This is a genomic window from Pseudomonas sp. TKO26, from assembly GCF_003225665.1.
In the GTDB taxonomy this organism is placed as follows: domain Bacteria; phylum Pseudomonadota; class Gammaproteobacteria; order Pseudomonadales; family Pseudomonadaceae; genus Aquipseudomonas; species Aquipseudomonas saponiphila.
This window is the reverse complement of the sequence record NZ_QKLN01000007.1, coordinates 291,206-310,886: the sequence shown is the minus strand read 5'-3', so window position 1 is coordinate 310,886 and position 19,681 is coordinate 291,206. Positions and strand designations below refer to the sequence as shown.

Sequence of the window (19,681 nt, the reverse complement as noted above, 5' to 3'; positions counted from 1 at the left end):
ACCCGCCTTCCCCGAACGGCTGGTCAGCTCGTAGGACAGCCCCTGCCCTTCGGCACCAACCACAAGGCGCAGGGAGTTGGTGCCTTCCTTGCCTCGGCGTTGAGCCTCGCTCGGGTGGCGCTTGTGCTTGGCCAGGTGCGCCTGCCCCAGTCCCTGCCAGTTTGCCTTGGCGGCGGCCTGAGCCGGTGACGGACCGGCTCAGGCCGCCGCCAAGGCAAACTGGCAGGGACTGGTGCAGGCGCACCTGGCCAAGCACAAGCGCTACCCGAGCGAGGCTCAACGTCGAGGCAAGGAAGGCACCAACTCCCTGCGCTTCGTGGTTGATGCCGAAGGCAAGGTGCTGTCCTACGAGCTGACCAGCCGTTCGGGCAATGCGGATCTGGACCGGGCCACCCTGGACATGATCCGTCGCGCCCAGCCTCTGCCCAAGCCGCCGGCCGACATGCTCACCAATGGCACCGTGGAAGTCACCGCGCCCTTCAACTACGAAATCGACAGAAGCCGCGGTCGCCGCTGATACCCCGCCAGGGCACCTGCAAAGGTGCCCTTGGCGTTTGCGCAGCCCGAAGCAGGCATTGGCGGGTGTCGCGTTCCACCCTCCGTCTGATAACGTGCGTCTATCGATTGCAGCCGTTATGCTTGGCCGCAACCTCATGGACGCCCGCTATGACCCTCACAGAATTACGCTACATCGTCACCCTCGCCCAAGAGCAGCACTTCGGCCACGCCGCCGAGCGTTGCCATGTCAGCCAGCCGACCCTCTCGGTGGGCGTGAAAAAGCTTGAAGACGAACTCGGTGTGCTGATTTTCGAGCGCAGCAAGAGCGCGGTGCGCCTGACCCCGGTCGGCGAAACCATCGTTGCCCAGGCACAGAAGGTCCTGGAGCAGGCCCAGGGCATTCGCGAATTGGCCCAGGCCGGCAAGAACCAGCTGACCGCGCCACTCAAGGTGGGCGCCATCTACACCGTCGGCCCCTACCTGTTCCCGCACCTGATTCCCCAACTGCACCGGGTCGCGCCGCAGATGCCGCTGTACATCGAAGAGAACTTCACTCACGTACTGCGAGACAAACTGCGCAATGGCGAGCTCGACGCGATCATCATCGCCCTGCCGTTCAACGAGGCCGATGTCCTGACCCTGCCGTTGTACGATGAGCCCTTCTACGTACTGATGCCCAGCGACCACTCCTGGACCAAGAAGGAAACCATCGACGCCAGCCTGCTCAACGACAAGAGCCTGTTGCTGCTGGGCGAAGGCCACTGCTTCCGCGACCAGGTGCTGGAGGCCTGCCCGACCCTGACCAAGGGCAACGACGGCGCCAAGCACACCACCGTGGAATCCAGCTCCCTGGAAACCATCCGCCACATGGTCGCCTCGGGCCTGGGCATCTCGATCCTGCCGCTGTCGGCGGTGGACAGCCATCACTACGCCCCCGGGGTGATCGAAGTGCGCCCACTGACCCCACCGGTGCCGTTCCGCACCGTGGCCATCGCCTGGCGCGCCAGCTTCCCGCGACCCAAGGCCATCGAGATCCTCGCCGACTCGATCCGCCTGTGCTCGGTGGCCAAGCCGCCCGCCGCGAGCTAAGCAAGCGCAATGACTGAGCTGTCGAAAGTGCCGGTCACGGCACTCAAGGGCGTTGGCGAAGCCATGGCCGAAAAGCTGGCCAAGGTCGGCCTGGAAAACCTCCAGGACGTGCTGTTCCACCTGCCCCTGCGCTACCAGGACCGCACCCGCGTGGTGCCGATCGGCGCCCTGCGCCCCGGCCAGGATGCGGTGATCGAGGGCACCGTCAGCGGTGCCGACGTGGTCATGGGCAAGCGCCGCAGCCTGCTGGTGCGCCTGCAGGACGGCACCGGCGGCCTGAGCCTGCGCTTCTACCATTTCAGCAACGCGCAGAAAGACGGCCTGAAACGCGGCACCCGCGTGCGCTGCTACGGCGAAGCCCGGCCCGGCGCCTCGGGCCTGGAGATCTACCACCCGGAATACCGCGCCATCAGTGGCGACGAACCGCCGCCGGTAGACCAGACCCTGACCCCCATCTACCCGCTGACCGAGGGCCTGACCCAGCAGCGCCTGCGCCTGCTCTGCCAGCAGAGCCTGGCCCTGCTCGGCCCGCGCAGCCTGCCGGACTGGCTGCCGGAGGAATTGGCCCGGGACTATCAACTGGCGCCCCTGGACGATGCGATCCGCTACCTGCATCACCCACCGGCGGACGCCGACGTCGACGAACTGGCCCTCGGGCATCACTGGGCCCAGCACCGCCTGGCGTTCGAGGAATTGCTGACCCACCAGCTGTCCCAGCAACGCCTGCGCGACAGCCTGCGCTCCCAGCGCGCCCCGGTGCTGCCAGTGGCCAAGAAGCTGCCGGCCCAGTACCTGAAGAACCTCGGCTTCGCTCCCACGGGCGCGCAACAACGGGTCGGCAACGAGATCGCCTACGACCTGAGCCAGCCCGAACCCATGCTGCGCCTGATCCAGGGTGACGTCGGCGCCGGCAAGACCGTGGTCGCCGCCCTCGCCGCCCTGCAGGCCCTGGAAGCCGGTTATCAGGTGGCATTGATGGCGCCCACCGAGATCCTCGCCGAGCAGCACTTCATTACCTTCAAGCGCTGGCTCGAACCCCTGGGCCTGGAAGTCGCCTGGCTGGCGGGCAAGCTCAAGGGCAAGAACCGCGCGGCCGCCCTGGAACAGATCGCCGGCGGCGCACCGATGGTGGTAGGCACCCACGCCCTGTTCCAGGATGAGGTGCAGTTCAAGAACCTGGCCCTGGTGATCATCGATGAACAGCACCGCTTCGGCGTCCAGCAGCGCCTGGCCCTGCGCCAGAAAGGCGTTGGCGGCCGCCTCTGCCCGCACCAGCTGATCATGACCGCCACGCCGATTCCACGAACCCTGGCGATGAGCGCCTACGCCGACCTGGACACCTCGATCCTCGACGAACTGCCCCCGGGTCGCACGCCAGTCAACACCGTGCTGGTCACCGACAGCCGCCGGGTCGAGGTGATCGAGCGGGTACGCGCCGCCTGCGCCGAAGGGCGCCAGGCCTATTGGGTCTGCACCCTGATCGAAGAATCCGAGGAGCTCACCTGCCAGGCCGCCGAAACCACCTTCGAAGACCTCTCCAGCGCCCTGGGCGAACTGCGCGTGGGGTTGATCCACGGCCGCATGAAACCGGCGGAGAAAGCCGCGGTGATGGCCGAATTCAAGGCCGGCAACCTGCAACTGCTGGTGGCCACCACGGTGATCGAGGTCGGCGTCGACGTGCCCAACGCCAGCCTGATGATCATCGAGAACCCGGAACGCCTGGGCCTGGCTCAGTTGCACCAGCTGCGCGGCCGGGTCGGGCGCGGTAGCGCCGCCAGCCACTGCGTGCTGCTCTACCATCCGCCGCTTTCACAAATCGGTCGTCAGCGCCTGGGCATCATGCGCGAGACCAACGACGGTTTCGTCATCGCCGAAAAGGATCTGGAACTGCGCGGCCCCGGGGAAATGCTCGGCACCCGCCAGACCGGACTCTTGCAGTTCAAGGTCGCCGACCTGATGCGCGACGCCGATCTGCTGCCCGCGGTACGCGATGCCGCCCAGGCCCTGCTGGAGCGCTGGCCGGACCACGTCAGCCCGTTGCTGGAACGCTGGCTGCGCCATGGCCAGCAATACGGCCAAGTGTGAACCACCACTCAGTTAGTGAACCCTCGCCATAACCAAGCTGGTTATACTCGTCAAATTGTAAAAAAGCGGATACCAGACCATGACAGAAGTTGCCCTCGACATTGCAACCCCACACGCTCCGTCTGTTATCCGGTTGCTGCTCGGCAAGCTGGCCATCAGCTACAACGAAGTGCTCGACCAGCCGGGCCTGCCGGCTGCGCGCAGGGTCCAGGCAGTGCTGCTGGACGACGCCGTCGGCGCGCTGATGGTGCTGTTCCCGCAGAGCCAGCTACTGGACCTCAATCGCCTCGCCGAGCTCACCGGTCGCCGCCTCACCGCGGTATCCACCGAGCGCCTGGAGCGCATGCTCGGCAAGCACAGCCTGAGCCTGCTGCCCGGCCTGCCGGCGCTGACCAGCTCGCCCTGCCTGTACGAAGAAAGCCTGCTGCGCGAACCCAGCCTGCTGATCAATTCCGGCGAGCCCGGAGTGCTGCTGGAAATCACCAGCGAAGCCTTCAAGAGCATGCTCAACAAAGCCAGTGCCGGTCACTTCGGCGAGTCGCTGAGCAGCATCCGCCCCAACCTCGACCGCCCGGACGATGACCGCGAGGAAATCACCCAGGCCATGCAGGCGTTCACCGCGCGGCGCATCCAGCAACGCCTGGAAGCCACCATCGAGATCCCGCCGCTGGCGGAAACCGCACAGAAGATCATCAAGCTGCGGGTCGATCCCAACGCCACCATCGACGACATCACCGGCGTGGTGGAAACCGACCCGGCCCTGGCCGCACAGGTCGTGAGCTGGGCGGCCTCGCCCTACTACGCCTCGCCGGGTAAGATCCGTTCGGTGGAAGACGCCATCGTCCGCGTGCTGGGCTTCGATCTGGTGATCAACCTGGCGCTGGGACTGGCCCTGGGCAAGACCCTGAGCCTGCCCAAGGACCAGCCGCAACACGCCACGCCCTACTGGCAGCAATCGATCTACACCGCCGCGGTGATCGAAGGCCTGACCCGCGCCATGCCTCGCGCCCAGCGCCCGGAAGCCGGCCTGACCTACCTTGCCGGCCTGCTGCACAACTTCGGCTACCTGCTGCTGGCCCACGTGTTCCCGCCGCACTTCTCGCTGATCTGCCGGCACCTGGAGGTCAACCCGCACCTGTGCCACAGCTATGTCGAGCAGCACCTGCTGGGCATCAGTCGCGAACAGATCGGCGCCTGGCTGATGCGCTACTGGGACATGCCGGACGAGCTGTCCACTGCCCTGCGCTTCCAGCACGACCCGAGCTACGACGGCGCCTTCGCCGAGTACCCGAACCTGGTGTGCCTGGCGGTGCGCCTGCTGCGCAGCCGAGGCATCGGTTCCGGCCCCCACGAAGAGATCCCCGACGCCCTGTTCGAGCGCCTGGGCCTGAGCCGTGACAAGGCCGAAGACGTGGTGAGCAAAGTGCTGGAAGCGGAAGTCCTGCTGCGGGAACTGGCTTCGCAGTTCAGCCAGGCCTGACCCCATTCGCCGGCAAGCCGGCTCCTGCACCCGCCTTGTAGGAGCCGCCTCGCCGGCGAAGTCCCACCATCAAGCCTTGGGCTTGGCCTTCTTCGGTTTCAGATACTTGGTCAGACCCTGGAACCAGATCACCAGCGCCGGGTTGCCCTTGATCTGAATCGACTTGTCCTGAATCCCGGTCATGAACGCCAACTGCTTGTTCTTCGCCTGCATCGTGGCGAAGCCGTAGGCGGCGTCCTTGAAGGCAATGGCGAACGCAGGCTGCGGATAGAACCCCGAACGACTGGTAATGCGCTGGTCCTTGACGAAGAAATGCCGAGCAACCTTGCCGTCGAGGGTCTGCAGCTGGAACACCAGCTCCTTGTCGCCCAACTGTTGCTGGAAAGCGGGATTGTTGCGGCTGGCCTTGCCCATCAACAGGCCAAGCATCCAGAGAAGAAAACGAAATTTCATGCACGGCGCCTCAGTGGAATTATTAGGTGGCCGGCGCAGTTTAACCTGTAACGTGAAGAGCGCCAGTCGATCAGGCCAATTACTCGGAGATCGACTGGCGTTCAACGCTTATCGCGACATCTTGTCAGACAATCACTGACTCAGACGTTAGGGCAAGGCACCGGAGCCCAGTCGCCCAGGTCCGGGTTCTTGCACATGCTGTTGACCTGAGTCTGACCGGTGGTCGCAACCTTGCTGATCTCGGCTTGCTTGGTCTTGGCCTGCTGGATCGACTTCTCGGTGTTCACCGCTTCGGCCGGCACGGTCGGCAGCTTCGGCTGCTTGACCTTCTGCTGCTTCTTCTTGCCGCCGGTGGTGGTCACCGGAGTGGTATCGGCGGTGGCGACTTTCACCACGTCGGTGCGCTGCACGCCCACCTGCTGCAAGTCCTGCTCATAGGCCTGGTTGTACTTGTTCAGGTCTTCGCTGGCCCGGCCGTTCACCGCGGCGATCAGGTCGTTGGACTCTTTCAGGCCGCTGACGATTTCCGCCAGGCGCTTGCGCCCTTCCACGTCATTGATGCTGTTGGCCTTGCGCGCGCTGATCAGGCTGTCGAAGGCACGCTGGTAGCAGGTTTGCGAAGCGCGGGCATAGGCCGTGCTGCGATCGATGTCGGCCGCGCTCTTGTTGACGTCGGTGGCGTAGGAAGCGATGCGCTGATTGTCGTCGGCGATCTGTTTCTGGCGCTCGGTGTAGTAACCGGCGGCGCCACCGGCCAGGGCACCGCCTGCGGCGCCGATGGCGGCGTTGCGACCACGGTGGTCGCCGTCACCGGTCAGGGCACCGAGCAGTGCGCCACCGGCGGCGCCCAGGGCGGCTCCGGTCACCACCGACTTGGTCATGTCCGAATCGGTGGCACGCAGGTGCTGTACCGGTTCGTAGCAGCTCGGGTAGTACTCGACCTTGGTGGTCGAAGCGACCTTGGACACCGGAGAGGTCGCGCAACCGGTCAATACGGTGCTGAACCCGGCGGCAACCAACAGCAGGTGACGCTTGGATGTTGAAGCAAATGGCTTGCGGGAAAAAAGCATGTTGATGATCTCGATTAGTGTTGACCTACTCGGCACGACATCAGGTCGTCCGAGCTCCTCCAGGCTCGACAGACAGCGGCCGGTCATGACTTCTGACCGGTCGATGCGAGCAGTTCCTTCAAAATCGTCGCCGGGTCGGCTCGCCGTTGCTGGCGATAATCCCCGACATGGCGGACGAATAACGTAGCGCGCGTCACCAGGCTCTTGCCGAGCACCGGCTTGCGATTGAGCTCTTCCTTGATCCGTTGAAATTGCGCCTGGATCACCGCGTCGGTGTAACGGGTGCCCGTGGCCAGGTTGTCGATGTAGATCGCCACCGCCCCGTCCAGCGCACTGCGGCCGTTGTCGATGGCTTCGGCGAACAGCTTGGCGCTGGGTTCGTCCTTGGCATCGATGGCCTGCTGCTGGCTCTTCTTCAGGTTGGTCAGGCGGATGTTGTAGTTGTTGATGGTTTCGGCCACCAGCGCCGACGACTGGATCAGGTTGCCGGCCGCCTCCTCGCGCTGCTGGGCGATCAGCGAGACATTGCGCTTGAGCTCTTCGTTGACCAGCCCCAGCTCCGCCTGCAGGCGCGGATCGACACTGGCGGCAATGATGCTGTCCAGGCGCTTGGTGGGGTCCTGGGCCTCATCGATGGCATCGGTCAGGGACGCCAGGCGGCCCTCCTTCTGCCACTGGGCGAACAGTTCCTTGTAGCGCGAACGCGGGGCCGACAAGGCGCCGATGGCCACCCGAAAGCCCGTGGTTTCGTTGCTCTGCTCAGTGCCGTCGGCGCCGAACAGCGGGTACTCGCGGCGCATCCCGGTAAACAGCGTGCCCTCGCCTTCCAGGTAATTGCCGCCCTTGACCACGAAGCCGCCGTAGGTGCCCTGGCGCCGCCCGGCGCGCACCAGCTGGAAGGATTCCTGGACCATCTCGGCGGCGTTGCCGATCACGTCGAACATCCCGATGGGGTTGGGCAGCTTGGTGCCGATCGGCATCAAGCGCGCCGCCTGGCCGGTGCCGCCGGCCACCTGGTTGAACACCGCCCAGTCCGCCAGCGGGCCGTCTTCCTCGCTGCCCTCGACCCGGCGCGGAAACAGCCGCCCTTCCAGCTCCTGGCGGCTGACCGCCTGGCCGCCACGGGCGGCGTACTCCCATTCCACTTCGGTGGGCAGGCGCACGAAGCCCAGGCCGCCGTCGTCGGAGGAACTGCCACGGCCGCTGACCGGCAGCAGATCACGGTGATGCTTCATCAGCCAGGCGCTGTAGACCGCGGCGAAACGCTCGGCCTCGAAACGCGACAACTTGACCTTGGGCAGGCGCCCCTGCAGGCCGTCCGGCGCCTCACAGGCCGGGGCCGGCTCGCCACTGGCCAGGGACTGGGCCTGAGCCATGACCTGGGCGTACTGGCGGGCGGTAACCTCGTACTTGCCGATGAAATACAGCATCGGCTTGAGGGGCACCCCGTTGCCGGTTTTCGGCAAGGCCGGGCCGATGGTCTTGCCCCAGGCCGCGGGCAGGTCCTTGAGGGTGAACTGGCCGTTGATGTAGTCCCGGCGATAGCCGGAAATGAACGACTGCTGATAGCCGCTTTCACCTTCGCTGAAGGGGTAGCCGAGGTTCACCTCGCGGTCGTCCAGGGTGCCCTGGGCCAGGACGTAGACGTAGCGGAACACCATCTCGCCCTCACAGGGCAAGGGCAGGCTGACGTCGTCCGGCAACGGCTTGGGGTTGTCCATCTTGTTCACCGGCTCTTCGGCCCACACGGCTCCGGCCAGGGTCAAGGCCAGCACGGTGCTGATCAACTTATACATCGCGAATTCCTTCACAGGCTTCAATGCGCGACACCCGCCAGCCGCCCAGCGCGGCGGCCAGGGTGCTGACGCCCAGCGTCGCCAACAGGGCCAGTCCGTAATGGACCGGCAGCAGGTGGCTGGCGTACTCGCCGGGCGCCTGCATGAACAAATAATTCAGCCCGGCCTGGGCCAGGCCATACAGCGCGCCACTCAACAGCGCGGCAAACCCGGCGCTGTACAACGCCTGGGCCACCACGAACAGCAACAGCGCGCCGGTGGAAAACCCCAGCAGGCGCAGCACCGACAACTCCCGACGCTTGCGCTCCACCGCCGCCAGGGCCCCGGCGAAGATCGCCGCGAAGGCGCCCGCCAGGGCCAGCCCGGCGATCACCCAGAAGACGATGGACAGGTTGCGGCTCAAGGACTGCACCTGGGCGATGGTCTGCGCCTGGGTCGCCACCAGCAGGCCACGCTCGGCGAAATACAGCCGCAGCGGCTCGACGTCATCCAGATCGCGGGCATACAGGCGAAACGCCGGATAGACCCGCTGCGCAGACACCGCCTGGGCCTCGCCAAGCCAGCCCAGGGCCGCCACGGCGCGACCGTCGCGATAATCCTCGGCGGCCTCCAACAACGTCAGGGGGGCGAACAACGCGTCCCGGGCAAAGGCCTCCAGGGGCAGGATGCCCTCGACCTGAACCCGGGTCCGCTGCACTTCGCTGCGCCCTGCCACTTGCCGGCCAAAGCTCGCCTGCAGCCAGTCCCCCGGCTGCACCCCAAGCTTCTCGGCGGCGGTGCGGCTGAGCAGCACGCCGTTCATGTTCCGAGGGGCCGGCAAGCGGCCGAGCAACGGGTCGCCGACCGCCGTGGGCAGCATCTCCACGGTCAAGCCGATATCCCCAGTGCCCCGGGACAGATCCGCCGTGGCGGCGATCTGCCGGGTGCGCGGCAAGGCAAAGGCCACGTCCGGGCGCAGCCCCAGTTCAACGATAAAGCTGGCGCTGAAGCGTCCGCCGCCCAGGGGAATGATCTCGCGCACCGCCGGGTCCTTTTCCAGACGCTCGGTGAGGCTGCTGACCAGCCCGAACTTGAGCCCGAACAGCACCAGCAAAGGGGCGATCACCGCCACCAGGGCCAGCACCGAACAAGCCGACAGCCAAGAGTCGGCGCGGTAGTCCTGCCAGGCCAGGGCAGCGGTCAGGGACGCACGCATCAGCAGGCCTCCCCGAGGGTCGCGGTGACCCCGCCGTCGGCATCGCGCCGGCAGGCAATGCGCCGCACCTGCAAGCCATTGGCCCGGGCCAACACCTCATCGTGGGTGGCGATCACGCAGCACACCCCCTGCTCGCGGGATTGCTGCACCAGCAGCTGCATCACTCTTTGCGCGTTCAAGGGGTCCAGGGCCGCGGTCGGCTCATCCGCCAGCAGCACCTGCGGGCCATGGGCCAGGGCCCGAGCGCAACTGACCCGCTGGCGCTGGCCCACCGACAGGGCCGCGGGCTTCTTGTGCAGTTGATCGGCGATCTCCAGGCGCTCGGCCAGCCGCCGGGGAATACCGTCGTCGGGCAGCCCCAGCAGTTTGCGCGGCAGGCCGATATTCCCGCGCACATCGAGAAAGCCCAGCAGGCCGCCGGTCTGCAGCACATAGCCCAGGTGCCGGCTGCGCAATTGCGCCAGGGCACTGTGGCCGGCGCCGCGCCAGATCCCGAGGATGTCGATGGCGTCCCTGGCCGGGGCAAATTCGAAGCGCGCCGCCGAATCCGGGGCCAGCACCAGCGCCAGCAGATCGAGCAAGGTGCTCTTGCCGCAACCACTGGGGCCGACCACCGCCAACTGGTCGCCCGCGCGCAGTTGCAGCCGGGGGATCTCCAGGCTGTAGCGTTGGCGACCCTCGCCGCGGCTCTTGCGTACCTGCGCCAGATCGAGCATCACGGCAGCGTCGACAACGGAACGCGGTACAAGGCATCGCCCGGCTCGGCATCGCCGAAGCGCACCCAGTTGGCCAGGTCGTTGTGGAAGGTTTCGTAGAGGCGGATCTTCGAATCCAGCTCGTCGATGAAATCTTCCTGCTCGGCCACGCTCAACGACAGCCACAGGTCCTGGGTCATGTTCAGCGACTTGCTGCGGTACGGCAGGCCTTCCAGGTATTCGCCGAGCACGCCGCCGTCGGCCAGGTTGCCGCCCTTGCGCAGGGCCGACGGGTCGCGGCTCATGTAGGCACTGGCGCTGGCGATTTCCTGGAAGAAGTCCTTGGGCGAGGTCTGGGTCTTGCGCGCCGCGTCGACGATTAGTTTTAGCGACTGCTGCAAGTCGTTGAGCTGCAACTTGGTGAGCATCACGCAGACCTGGAACGCCGGCAGCGCCGGGTTGGTCAGGTCGCGGTCGGCGGTCCAGGCGCTGACCAGCTGCGGCGCCTGACTTGCGGATTTACGACCGAGAAAATCCATGTGCATGGCGTAGCCGATGGCTGCCGATTTCTGCGCGATGCTCGGCGCCGCCGCCAGCAGCGGGACTTCCTGGTGCTGGTTGCTACGCACCTGATGCACCAGGTCGGCGAACACCGTGCCGATCTCGTCGACCCGTTCGCCGAACTTGCGCACATCGCCACCGGGCACCGGAATGTACAGGTCGCCGATCTTCGGGTTGGCGTCGGCGGTCAGTACCCGGTACTGGGTTTCCGCCTGGGCGTGGTTCTTCTTGCCGGCATCGGTGCGCAGGTGCAGGGCGTAGATCTTGATCTGCTTGCCCAAAGCCGCCTGGCGCACTTCCGCCTCGTTCATCTGGGTGCGGCTGTAGGGGTCGTTCTTGCGCAGGGCGCCGGCATCGCTGACCAGCAGGATCAGGCGGCCGCCGTAGCCCTTCCAGTCCATGCCTTCCACGGCCTGCATCACCCCGGCGAAGGCGTCTTCGTTGAACGAGTGGCTGGAGACGTTGGTGGCCTTGACCTGGCTCACCAGCTCCTGGAAACGCTGGGGATCGCGGCCCTGGTCGAGGGTCACCAGGGTCTTGGTCACATACTCCAGGCCCGGGGTCTTGCTGGTGTTGTTGCGAAAGCCCACCAGGCCGAAGCTGACGCTGTCCAGCTCGCCGCGCCCGGCGATCTTGCTCTGCAGCTCGTGCACCACGTCGCGCACCTGATCGATGTACGGCTGCATCGACACCGAGGTGTCCACCACCAGCACCACCGCGGTGCGGAAGGCATCGGCGGCGGCCGGCGGGCTGTTCGCCGGCAGCGCCTTGCCGCTGCTGTCACTGATGCTCTGCGGGCTGTTGCCCGGGTCGATCGAGGCGACATTGAGCAACTGCACCGGCTGGCCGTTCTCGTCGAAGCTCTCCTTGGCGTCGAAGATCGGCAGCAGGTAGAACTGCTCCTGGGGCACCGCGCTGGCATTGGGTTCCAGGGCCAGCACCTGCTGCTCGTCCTGGGGATTCTTCTGCGCCCTGAGCAGCAGGTTCTTGGCCGCCGCCGGGTCCGCCAGTAGGCGCTCCAGCTCGCTGGCCTGGCGCACGAACATCACCGGCGCGCGGCCGGAGCGTTCGGTGAACTTCAGCACCAGGCTCTGCTTCCAGTCGCTGACCTGCTCGGCCGGCAACCAGCCGGCGCTGCGGCCGTCACTGGCGGCGCCCAGGCGCAGCCAGGAGCGGCCGTCAAGATTCTTGCGCTGATACACATAGAGCACCGAGAACGCCGGCACCGGCTTGTTCGGCGTGGCCCCCGGCTCGCTGGAAAAACTCGCCCCCGGCTTGCTCAGCACCCGCTGGAACAGGGTCTTCTTGCCCGGCATCAGCAACGGCCGCTGGCCGCCATCGACATCCGCGGCCAGCGCCTGCTCCACCGGCGGCGCCACCACGGCAGGTGGGGTGCCGGCCGTCGTAGCGGTCTTGGGCGCAGGCGCCGGGCTGTCGCCGGACAACCACCAGTACCCCGCACCCGCCACGGCCAGGGCCACCGCCACGGCAACCCCGGCCAGGGCCAGCACCGGGCCGCGCCGCTGTTCGGAAGCGCCACTGCCGGCGGGCGGCAGATTGGCGGTGCGCGGCGGCACCGCTGGCTCCTCGGGCGGCTCGCGGCGCGGCGCCGGTTGCGGCGCCTGTTGCGGAATCTCGATCGACACCGGGGTCAACCCGGCCAGGTCGTTGCTCTGAGGTGCAGGCTGGGTTGCAACCTGGGGTGGCAGCGGCAACGGCTGGATCAGCGTCGCCTCCACATCGGCCGTCTCCGGCGGCAGGTTGTCCAGGGCCGCCAGCAAGGCCGCCGCGTCCGGGTAGCGTTCCGCCGGGTCCTTGGCCAGCAGCTTGCGCAGGATGTGCTGGTAGCGCCCATGGTGCAGCGGCAGCTCCGGCAAGGGTTCGGTGAGGTGGGCCAGGGCCGTGGACAGCGCGTCGGTGCCGTTGTACGGCAACTCACCGACGAGAATTTCATACAGCACCACGCCCAGGGCATACAGGTCGGCGCGACCGTCGATGTCCTGGCCACGGGCCTGTTCCGGGCTCATGTAGCTGGGCGTGCCCACGGCGAAACCGGCCTGGGTGAACTGGGTGCGATCGTCCAGGGACTTGGCGATGCCGAAGTCCGAGAGCACCGCCGTGCCATCGGCACGGAACAGGATGTTGGCCGGCTTCACATCGCGGTGCACCAGCCCCTGGGCATGGGCATAGCCCAGGGCCGAAGCGATCTGGCGGATGTAGGTCAGGCCCTGCTCCGGGGTCAGCCCGGCGGCGATGCGCTCTTTGAGGGTGCCGTTGGGCAGGTACTCCATGGCCATGTAGTACAGCTCGCCGACATTGCCGATGTCGTGGATGGTCACGGTGTGCGGGTGCGACAGCCGCGCCAGGGTCTTGCCCTCACGCAAGAAGCGCTCGCAGAAGCTCGGGTCGGCGGCCAGCGCCGCGGCCATCACCTTGAGCGCCACCTTGCGTTCCAGGGAACGCTGGGTCGCCAGGTACACGGTGGCCATGGCGCCTTCGCCAATCTCGCCCTGGATGTCAAAGCCGGGAATCAGAATGTCCATGGTCAGTGTCCTGCGGCCTTGATCACGATGGCGGTGATGTTGTCCGGCGCGCCCCGGGTCAAGCCCAGGTGGATCAGGCTGCGCACCACATCGTTGGGCTCGCTGTGACTCAGCACGTCGCGCAGTTCGAAGTCTTCGGCGGTCTTGTTCAAGCCATCGCTGCACAGCAGGAAGGTGTCGCCGTCCTGCACCTGCAGGTCGACCTGGGACAGCTGCAACTGGGCCTCGACGCCAATCGCCCGGGTGACGATGTTGGCCCGCGGATGCACCCGCGCCTCGGCTTCGCTGAGCAGGCCGCTGTCCTGCAGGTCCTGGACGTAGCTGTGATCCCGGGAAATGCTTTCCAGCTGCTCGTCCCGCAGCCGGTACAGGCGACTGTCGCCGGCCCACAGGCACACGCCCCGAGCGCCGCGCACCGCCAGCAGGACCACGGTGCTGCCCATCATGGTCACCCCGCGATTGGCGGTTTCCTCGCGCACCGCGGCGTTGACCGCGGCCAGGCCATTGCGCAGCGCGGCGACGTACTGCTCCAGGCTCTCGGCCGCCGGCACCGCCCGCAGGCTGTCGACGATCAGGCTGCTGACATAATCCCCGGCGGCGTGCCCGCCCATGCCGTCGGCCACCAGCCACAGGCCGGTCTCCGGGGCTTCGAGCCAGGCGTCTTCGTTGATTTTCCGCACCATGCCGACATGGCTGTAGCTGGCGGACTGGTAGGACAGTTGCGGCGCTGAACCCATTTAGACGGCACCCTCTTGTCCGAGCAAAAATTGCGCAAATTCACTGGCCGGCGGCAGGCCCTGGCAGCGCAGCAGCATCGGGCTGATGTACTGCGAACCCCGGCCCCACCACAGACTCGTCCCCTCGCCGGCCTGGGCCGCGAGCACCGCGCCCCGGGCCTGGGGGTCGCTGACGTAAAACCGTTGCAGGCCGGCGTAATGGCTGACCTCGACCCGCCGCGCCGGGTTCGGCGCGCCCAAGGCCTGCAGGCCCTGCTCCAGGGCCTCGAAATGGGCACCTTCATCCAAGGTCGCCAGCAGCAGTTGTTCCACCTGCTCGAACCACTGCTCCGGGCCACTGACCAGGGACGTCAACTCCGCCCCGGGCTCCAGCAGCGCGGCCACGGTCAGGGGGAAATAGCGCCCGACCCGGTCAATGCTCGGCATCACCACTCCCACCGCCGCCTGGGGCCCGCAGACGCCCGGGGCCAGGGCGAAGCGCCATAACGGGCTGATCAGGTAGGCGTTGAGCCACTGCTCGCCCAGGGCGTTCTGGCTGGCCAGCAGCCCCGCCGCCAGCCAGCTGTCCCAAGGGCCGATAAAACTCTGCGGCAGGCCGCGGCTGACAAAATCGCCGCGGCTGGCCAACTTGCCGTACAGGCCGGGCGCAGTCATAGCCGCTCCGGCAGGCTGAAGCCGCTGAGCACCCGGCTCTTGAACGGGTTGAAGGCACTGCTGGCGCGCAGCTCGTAGGAGATGCTCGCGCCATCTACCCGCAGCCGCAGGTTGAAGCGGTCCGGCGAATTGGTGGCGGTCAGGTCCGACTGCTCCAGCAGGCGGAACCAGGCCCAGGGACCGTCCAGGGTCACCCCGGAACGCCCGGTGGCCGACGGCGGCATGATCGACAGGCGCACCACGCCGATGCTCCCCGGGTTCGGCCACTGCATGGCCACCGGGCGGCTCGGGCCGTGGTCGTAGCTCAGTTGCTGGCCGTCCAGGTCGAGCAGGAACTGGCTGATGCTGGCGTCCATGGCCACCGGCTTGAGCTCGAAGCGCACTGCCGGCTGGGTGCCGCCGCTGGAGCGGAAGAACGCATCACGAATGTTCGCCGCGCGCTGGAAGGTCTGCAGCACACCGGGGGAGATCCCCAGTTTCTGCGCCGCGCCCGGCTGCCAGCTCCAGGTGGTGGTCGAGGTGTTGACGTAAGGCTGCAGGTACTTGCGGAAGTAGTTGTCCATCCCCCCGCCGGTGCCGAAGAACTGGCCGAAGTCTTCCAGGGTCGCGTCCCGCGAGCTGCCCGGCGACATCGGATAACGCCCGCTCAGGGACTGGCGATAGACGTTCACCACTTCGCTGACCCAGGCCGCGTTCAGTTGATTGCGCACCCCGCCCATCATGCTGTTGGTGGTGGAACCGACCACCGATTTGACCAGCCCCTGGACCATCGGCGGCTGACGCTCGGCGGTCAGGCTGACCCGGGCGGCCGCGGCGCTGGCCTGATTCTTGGCCTCGCCCAGCAGCGCGTCGCCGCTGGCCCCGACCATGGCGCTGACCTGCACGTACAGGGCGTTAATGTCCGAGAGCAGGCCGTCGATGGCCGCCGGCTCGCCCTCGCCCTTGCTCACCAGGCTGTTGAGGTCGGCAAAGTGCGCGCTCACCGGGTCGTCGCTGCTGGCCACGGCAGCCGGGTTGGTCGCCTGCTCCTGGCCCAGCAGCGAACCCAGGCGCTGCTTGAGCTGATCGACGCCGCCCTCGACCTTCTGGCCCTGGGCCGCCAGCAGGCGTTCTTCCTGTTGCAGGTCGGTTTCCTTGGCCACCGCCACCAGCAGTTTCTTCAGCGGCGAGGTGGGCCCGGAGAGAATCCGCAGCACATCGGCGGCCTGGGCCACGCTGGTGATCGGCACGAAGTCGATGTCCGCCAGCAAGGCGTCCCACTGGCGCAGGTAGTCCTGGAAGTACAGGCGACGCACGTCGGCGGCGAGGCTGGCGACGTTCTGCTGGTCGGCCTGATCGCGGCCCAGTACCCACTGCTCTTCCGCCAGGGTGCCGGCCTGGTTGAGGCTGGCCAGGAGGAAGGCCTGGCGATAGCCCTTGGCGGTGAACAGCCCGCTCAGGGGTTCGCTCAACGGCTTGCCGCTCTTGCGGGTGAACACCAGCGCCGCGTCGCGACCACCGGCTTCGCTGAGGCGGAAGTCCGGCACGCCGTCCGGCAGCTTGGCGCGCTTGACCCGGTCATACACGCGCTGGGCCACCGGCAGCTGTTGCAGCTGGCGGCGCAGGTCGTCGATCAGGCGCTGGTCCAGCCGCGCATTCGGTGGATGCTTTTCGAACAGCGCCTGCAGGTGCCCGGTCAGGGCCTGACGCTGGTCCGGCGGCAGGTCGCGGGCCAGGGTACGGTCCCAGTCCAGGGTGATCCAGGCCTTGATGAAGTCCGGGTCGTAGTGCTCGCTGTCCGCCAGCATCAGGTAGGCCTTGAGCCCCTCGTAGAGGAAGTCCGAGTTGCCGCCGCTGTGCAGTTGCTCCTCGATACGGGTCATCAGCCGTGGGGCGAACACCGCCACCAGCAGCTTGCGATAGACACTGGCGGCCTCAGCTTCGAGCATGTCGCCCTGATACAGGCCCAGGCCCTCGGCCCAGCCCGGCGCATCGCCGGCCAGATGGCGGGTGGCGTTGAGCAGCGGCAGCACCGCCAGCACATCGCGCTGGGCCGAACTGAGGTTCTGCACGTCCTGGCGCACCGGCGCGACACGCTGGTCGACCTGGGCGATATAGGCCTGGTTGGCCCGGTAGCTGATGATCCACAGGGTGCCGACCACCAGCACCAGCGCCACGGTGGCCGCCAGGGCGCCACGGGCGATCCATTTGCGCCGGCGCTCGACCTTGGGATTGACCCCCACCAGCCCGCGCTCGGCAAAGGCCACGGCGCTGAACAGTTTCTCGATGAAGTAACTGCGCCCGGTGCCGGTCTGCCGCGCCAGGTGCTGGCGGTCCAGGTTCATGCTCTGGGCCATGGCGCCGATCAGCCGGTCGATCGGGCTGCCTTCCTGGGTGCCACTGGTGAAATACACGCCGCGCAGCAGCACCCGCTCTTCGAAGGCGTTGGGTTTGAACACGCCTTCGAGGAAGCCCTGCAAGGACTCCTTGAGCGCCGCGAATTGCTGCGGGAAGCCATAGATCAAGTCGCGCCGCGCCGGGTCGCGTTCCTGTTGCAGGCGCTCCACCAGACGCTCGTTGAGGCGCTGCTCCAGGGCCGCCAGTTCCGCCGGCAACTGGGCCAGGGGGCTGTCGCCGCTCTTGCCGTCGTCCAGGGCGAAGGTCATGCCCCAGACCTGGGCCCGCTCTTCCTTGCTCAGGGAATCGAAGAACTCCATGAAGCCCGGCACCAGATCGAGCTTGGTCAGCATCAGGTAGATCGGGAAGCGCACCCCCAGCTGGGTGTACAGCTCCTGGATGCGCAGGCGGATCGCCGCCGCGTGGGCCGCGCGCTCCGCTTCGCTGCCCAGCAGCAGGTCGGAGAGGCTGATGGCGACGAAGGCGCCATCGATCGGCCGCCGCGAACGCTGGGTTTTCAGCAGGTCGAGGAAACCCAGCCAGGCCGCCTTGTCCACCGAGGCGTGGCTGTCCTGGGTGGTGTAGCGCCCGGCGGTGTCCAGCAATACCGCCTGATCAGTGAACCACCAGTCGCAGTTGCGGGTGCCGCCCACGCCGCGCACGGCACCGGCGCCCAGCTGCGCGGCCAGGGGGAAATGCAGGCCGGAGTTGACCAGCGCGGTGGTCTTGCCCGAGCCCGGCGGGCCGATGATCACGTACCACGGCAGCTCGTAGAGGTTGCGCCGCTCGTCACCGCCAAGCTTGGCCTTCTTCAACAGCGCCAGGGCTTCGTCCATGCGCTGGCGCAGGGCCGCCAGTTCTTCGGCGGTGGCCACGCTGTCCGGGTCCGGCGGGGTATCGGCGGCCAGGCTCTGCAACACCTTGGCCGCGTGCCGACGAGCCTGGATGATGCGAAACACCCGATAGCCGATCCACAGCGCGAAGATCACAATGATCAACGCCCAGCGCCGGCCTTCCGGCACCAGGAACTCCAGCAGCGGGCCAATGAACCAGATGATCAGGCTCAGGGCGATCAGCCCCAGCAGCGGGATCACCCAGCGAATCACAAAACTGAAAAACGCCTTCACTCGACCCCCTCCGCCAATACGCTGATTTCGACCCGACGATTACGCGCCCGCCCTTCGGCGGTGGCGTTGCTGGCCAGCGGCTCGGTGTCGCTGCGGCCTTCGGCGCTGAAGCGCTCCGGCTGGCCGGTCTTCGCCGCGAGGATCTGCAGCACCGATTCGGCGCGGGCCTGGGACAGCTTCCAGTTGGACGGGAAGCGCAAGGTAGCGATCGGCCGGTTGTCGCTGTGGCCGGTGATGCGCACCTGGCCCTTGACCTTGCGCACCGCGTCGGCGATGCGCAGCATCAGCGGCTGGTAGTCATCGAGAATGCTGGCGCTGGCCGAGGCGAACAGCTCGTCGCCACGGATAGTCACCACCGAACGGTCGACGGCATCTTCCACCGCCACCCGCCCGGCCTTGATGTCTTCGGCGAGGAAACCGGCCAGGCGCGGACGCTCGACGATCTTCGGCTGGATCACCGGGCGATCCAGGGTCTGCACCGGGATTTCGCCCAGGGCATGGATGTTCTTGAACACCGGCTCGGCGTCCGCCGCCAGCTTCAGGCGCAGGCCGAACAGCAGCACCAGGAGCAGCGCCACGCCAATCGCGATGCCGACCCAGGGCGGCATGAACTGGGCCAGCCGGTCACGGGCCACGCTGACCCCGCGCCAATGCGGCGAGAGCTCGCGCTCGTGCTCGCCACGGGCGCTGCGGATGGTGGCCGCGGTGCGCTCGCGCAGGGCTTCGAGCTGGCTGCGGCCATCGATCATCACCCGGTAGCGACCTTCGAAACCCAGGCACATGCACAGGTACAACAGCTCCAGCAGGTACAGGCGCTCGCGGGGGCTCTGCAGGCAGTGCTCCAGCAACTGGAACACCTTCTCGCCGCCCCAGGCTTCGTTGTGCACGGTGATCAGCAGGCTCTGCTTGCCCCAGTCGCTGGTGCTGCCCCACGGGGTGCTGAGCACCGCTTCATCCAGGGCGGTGCACAGCGCATAGCGCGCCAGCAGCACGTCGTTGCGCGGCACGCCGGCGGCTTCCGCGCGCTCTTCGAACTGGCGCAGGTAGGCCAGCAACTGCGCCCGCAGGCTGGCCGGAGCCGGGTGCGCCAGGGTGCTGCGCAGCCTCGTGAGCAACGCCAGCAACGGACCGGCGGCACTTTCCAGGGGGTTCAGGCCCCGGGCCTGGCCGGCCGGCAAGGGCGCCGCCGGCATCGCCAATGACGGCGACGGCGCGGCCGCCGGGCGGCCGGGCTCGGGCGCACGGCCACCGGGGCGCGGCATGAATTGGGTGCGGTCATTGGCCGGGGACGGCTGCCCTGCCGAATCGTCGAAAGGATGCAT

General features: G+C 67.2%; 14 protein-coding genes and 1 pseudogene. 5 read left to right on the top strand and 10 right to left on the bottom strand.

What is annotated here, in order from left to right; all coding sequences use genetic code 11:
• From DNK59_RS32485 to DNK59_RS13645, 5 genes and pseudogenes are all read left to right on the top strand, one after another.
• Positions 1-189, top strand: a 189-nt coding sequence (locus tag DNK59_RS32485; protein WP_218281274.1) for a hypothetical protein, incomplete at its 5' end; no start/stop codon positions are given.
• Positions 185-517 (top strand): annotated as a pseudogene (locus DNK59_RS13660) (energy transducer TonB); the annotation flags it as partial. The gene DNK59_RS32485 and the pseudogene DNK59_RS13660, both read left to right, overlap by 5 nt.
• Before the next feature lie 149 nt (positions 518-666).
• Complete coding sequence (locus tag DNK59_RS13655; RefSeq protein ID WP_092317638.1) at positions 667-1,587, top strand: hydrogen peroxide-inducible genes activator; 921 nt, start codon at positions 667-669, stop codon at positions 1,585-1,587.
• A 9-nt stretch (positions 1,588-1,596) separates the two neighbouring features.
• A complete protein-coding gene (gene recG / locus DNK59_RS13650; RefSeq protein ID WP_110723517.1) occupies positions 1,597-3,672 on the top strand; it encodes an ATP-dependent DNA helicase RecG in 2,076 nt (691 codons plus the stop codon).
• Between the two features lie 79 nt (positions 3,673-3,751).
• The gene (locus DNK59_RS13645) at positions 3,752-5,152 is read left to right on the top strand and encodes an aminoacyl-tRNA deacylase and HDOD domain-containing protein (RefSeq protein ID WP_110723516.1); all 1,401 of its coding nucleotides are present in this window, start codon (positions 3,752-3,754) and stop codon (positions 5,150-5,152) included.
• Between the two features lie 69 nt (positions 5,153-5,221).
• Here DNK59_RS13645 and DNK59_RS13640 read toward each other — a convergent pair whose 3' ends face one another.
• The 10 genes from DNK59_RS13640 to DNK59_RS13595 all read right to left on the bottom strand — a co-directional run bounded on the left by DNK59_RS13640 (position 5,222) and on the right by DNK59_RS13595 (position 19,681).
• Positions 5,222-5,605 (bottom strand): helicase, encoded by a 384-nt coding sequence (locus DNK59_RS13640; RefSeq protein ID WP_110723515.1) that lies wholly within the window; start codon positions 5,603-5,605, stop codon positions 5,222-5,224.
• 140 nt (positions 5,606-5,745) lie between these two features.
• The gene (tagQ, locus tag DNK59_RS13635; protein WP_092317650.1) at positions 5,746-6,675 is read right to left on the bottom strand and encodes a type VI secretion system-associated lipoprotein TagQ; all 930 of its coding nucleotides are present in this window, start codon (positions 6,673-6,675) and stop codon (positions 5,746-5,748) included.
• Between the two features lie 83 nt (positions 6,676-6,758).
• Positions 6,759-8,471, bottom strand: coding sequence for an SUMF1/EgtB/PvdO family nonheme iron enzyme (locus tag DNK59_RS13630; protein ID WP_110723514.1), 1,713 nt, complete (start codon positions 8,469-8,471; stop codon positions 6,759-6,761).
• Positions 8,464-9,666, bottom strand: a complete 1,203-nt coding sequence (locus tag DNK59_RS13625) for an ABC transporter permease (protein WP_110723513.1) — start codon at positions 9,664-9,666, stop codon at positions 8,464-8,466. Before DNK59_RS13625 ends, DNK59_RS13630 begins: the two co-directional genes overlap by 8 nt.
• Positions 9,666-10,382: an ABC transporter ATP-binding protein gene (locus DNK59_RS13620; RefSeq protein WP_110723512.1), complete on the bottom strand. Its 717-nt coding sequence runs from the start codon at positions 10,380-10,382 to the stop codon at positions 9,666-9,668. Before DNK59_RS13620 ends, DNK59_RS13625 begins: the two co-directional genes overlap by 1 nt.
• Positions 10,382-13,465, bottom strand: a complete 3,084-nt coding sequence (locus DNK59_RS13615) for a serine/threonine-protein kinase (RefSeq protein ID WP_110723511.1) — start codon at positions 13,463-13,465, stop codon at positions 10,382-10,384. Before DNK59_RS13615 ends, DNK59_RS13620 begins: the two co-directional genes overlap by 1 nt.
• A gap of 2 nt (positions 13,466-13,467) precedes the next feature.
• On the bottom strand, positions 13,468-14,202 hold the full coding sequence (locus tag DNK59_RS13610) for a PP2C family serine/threonine-protein phosphatase (RefSeq protein ID WP_016963872.1): 735 nt from the start codon (positions 14,200-14,202) through the stop codon (positions 13,468-13,470).
• Positions 14,203-14,856 (bottom strand): type VI secretion system-associated protein TagF, encoded by a 654-nt coding sequence (gene tagF, locus DNK59_RS13605; protein ID WP_110723510.1) that lies wholly within the window; start codon positions 14,854-14,856, stop codon positions 14,203-14,205.
• Positions 14,853-18,359 carry a type VI secretion system membrane subunit TssM gene (gene tssM / locus DNK59_RS13600; RefSeq protein WP_110723509.1) on the bottom strand — a complete coding sequence of 1,169 codons (3,507 nt, stop codon included), beginning with the start codon at positions 18,357-18,359 and terminating at the stop codon, positions 14,853-14,855. Before tssM ends, tagF begins: the two co-directional genes overlap by 4 nt.
• Positions 18,356-19,681, bottom strand: coding sequence for a DotU family type VI secretion system protein (locus DNK59_RS13595; protein ID WP_092317670.1), 1,326 nt, complete (start codon positions 19,679-19,681; stop codon positions 18,356-18,358). The genes tssM and DNK59_RS13595 overlap by 4 nt, the downstream gene beginning before the upstream one ends.

Bases quoted from the DNA above. Each gene is read 5' to 3' on its own strand.
- recG (WP_110723517.1), top strand. From the start codon at position 1,597: ATGACTGAGCTGTCGAAAGTGCCGGTCACGGCACTCAAGGGCGTTGGC.
- DNK59_RS13595 (WP_092317670.1), bottom strand. From the start codon at position 19,681: ATGCATCCTTTCGACGATTCGGCAGGGCAGCCGTCCCCGGCCAATGAC.
- DNK59_RS13615 (WP_110723511.1), bottom strand. From the start codon at position 13,465: ATGGACATTCTGATTCCCGGCTTTGACATCCAGGGCGAGATTGGCGAA.
- tagF (WP_110723510.1), bottom strand. From the start codon at position 14,856: ATGACTGCGCCCGGCCTGTACGGCAAGTTGGCCAGCCGCGGCGATTTT.
- DNK59_RS13645 (WP_110723516.1), top strand. From the start codon at position 3,752: ATGACAGAAGTTGCCCTCGACATTGCAACCCCACACGCTCCGTCTGTT.
- tagQ (WP_092317650.1), bottom strand. From the start codon at position 6,675: ATGCTTTTTTCCCGCAAGCCATTTGCTTCAACATCCAAGCGTCACCTG.
- DNK59_RS13620 (WP_110723512.1), bottom strand. From the start codon at position 10,382: ATGCTCGATCTGGCGCAGGTACGCAAGAGCCGCGGCGAGGGTCGCCAA.
- DNK59_RS13625 (WP_110723513.1), bottom strand. From the start codon at position 9,666: ATGCGTGCGTCCCTGACCGCTGCCCTGGCCTGGCAGGACTACCGCGCC.
- DNK59_RS13655 (WP_092317638.1), top strand. From the start codon at position 667: ATGACCCTCACAGAATTACGCTACATCGTCACCCTCGCCCAAGAGCAG.
- DNK59_RS13640 (WP_110723515.1), bottom strand. From the start codon at position 5,605: ATGAAATTTCGTTTTCTTCTCTGGATGCTTGGCCTGTTGATGGGCAAG.
- DNK59_RS13630 (WP_110723514.1), bottom strand. From the start codon at position 8,471: ATGTATAAGTTGATCAGCACCGTGCTGGCCTTGACCCTGGCCGGAGCC.
- DNK59_RS13610 (WP_016963872.1), bottom strand. From the start codon at position 14,202: ATGGGTTCAGCGCCGCAACTGTCCTACCAGTCCGCCAGCTACAGCCAT.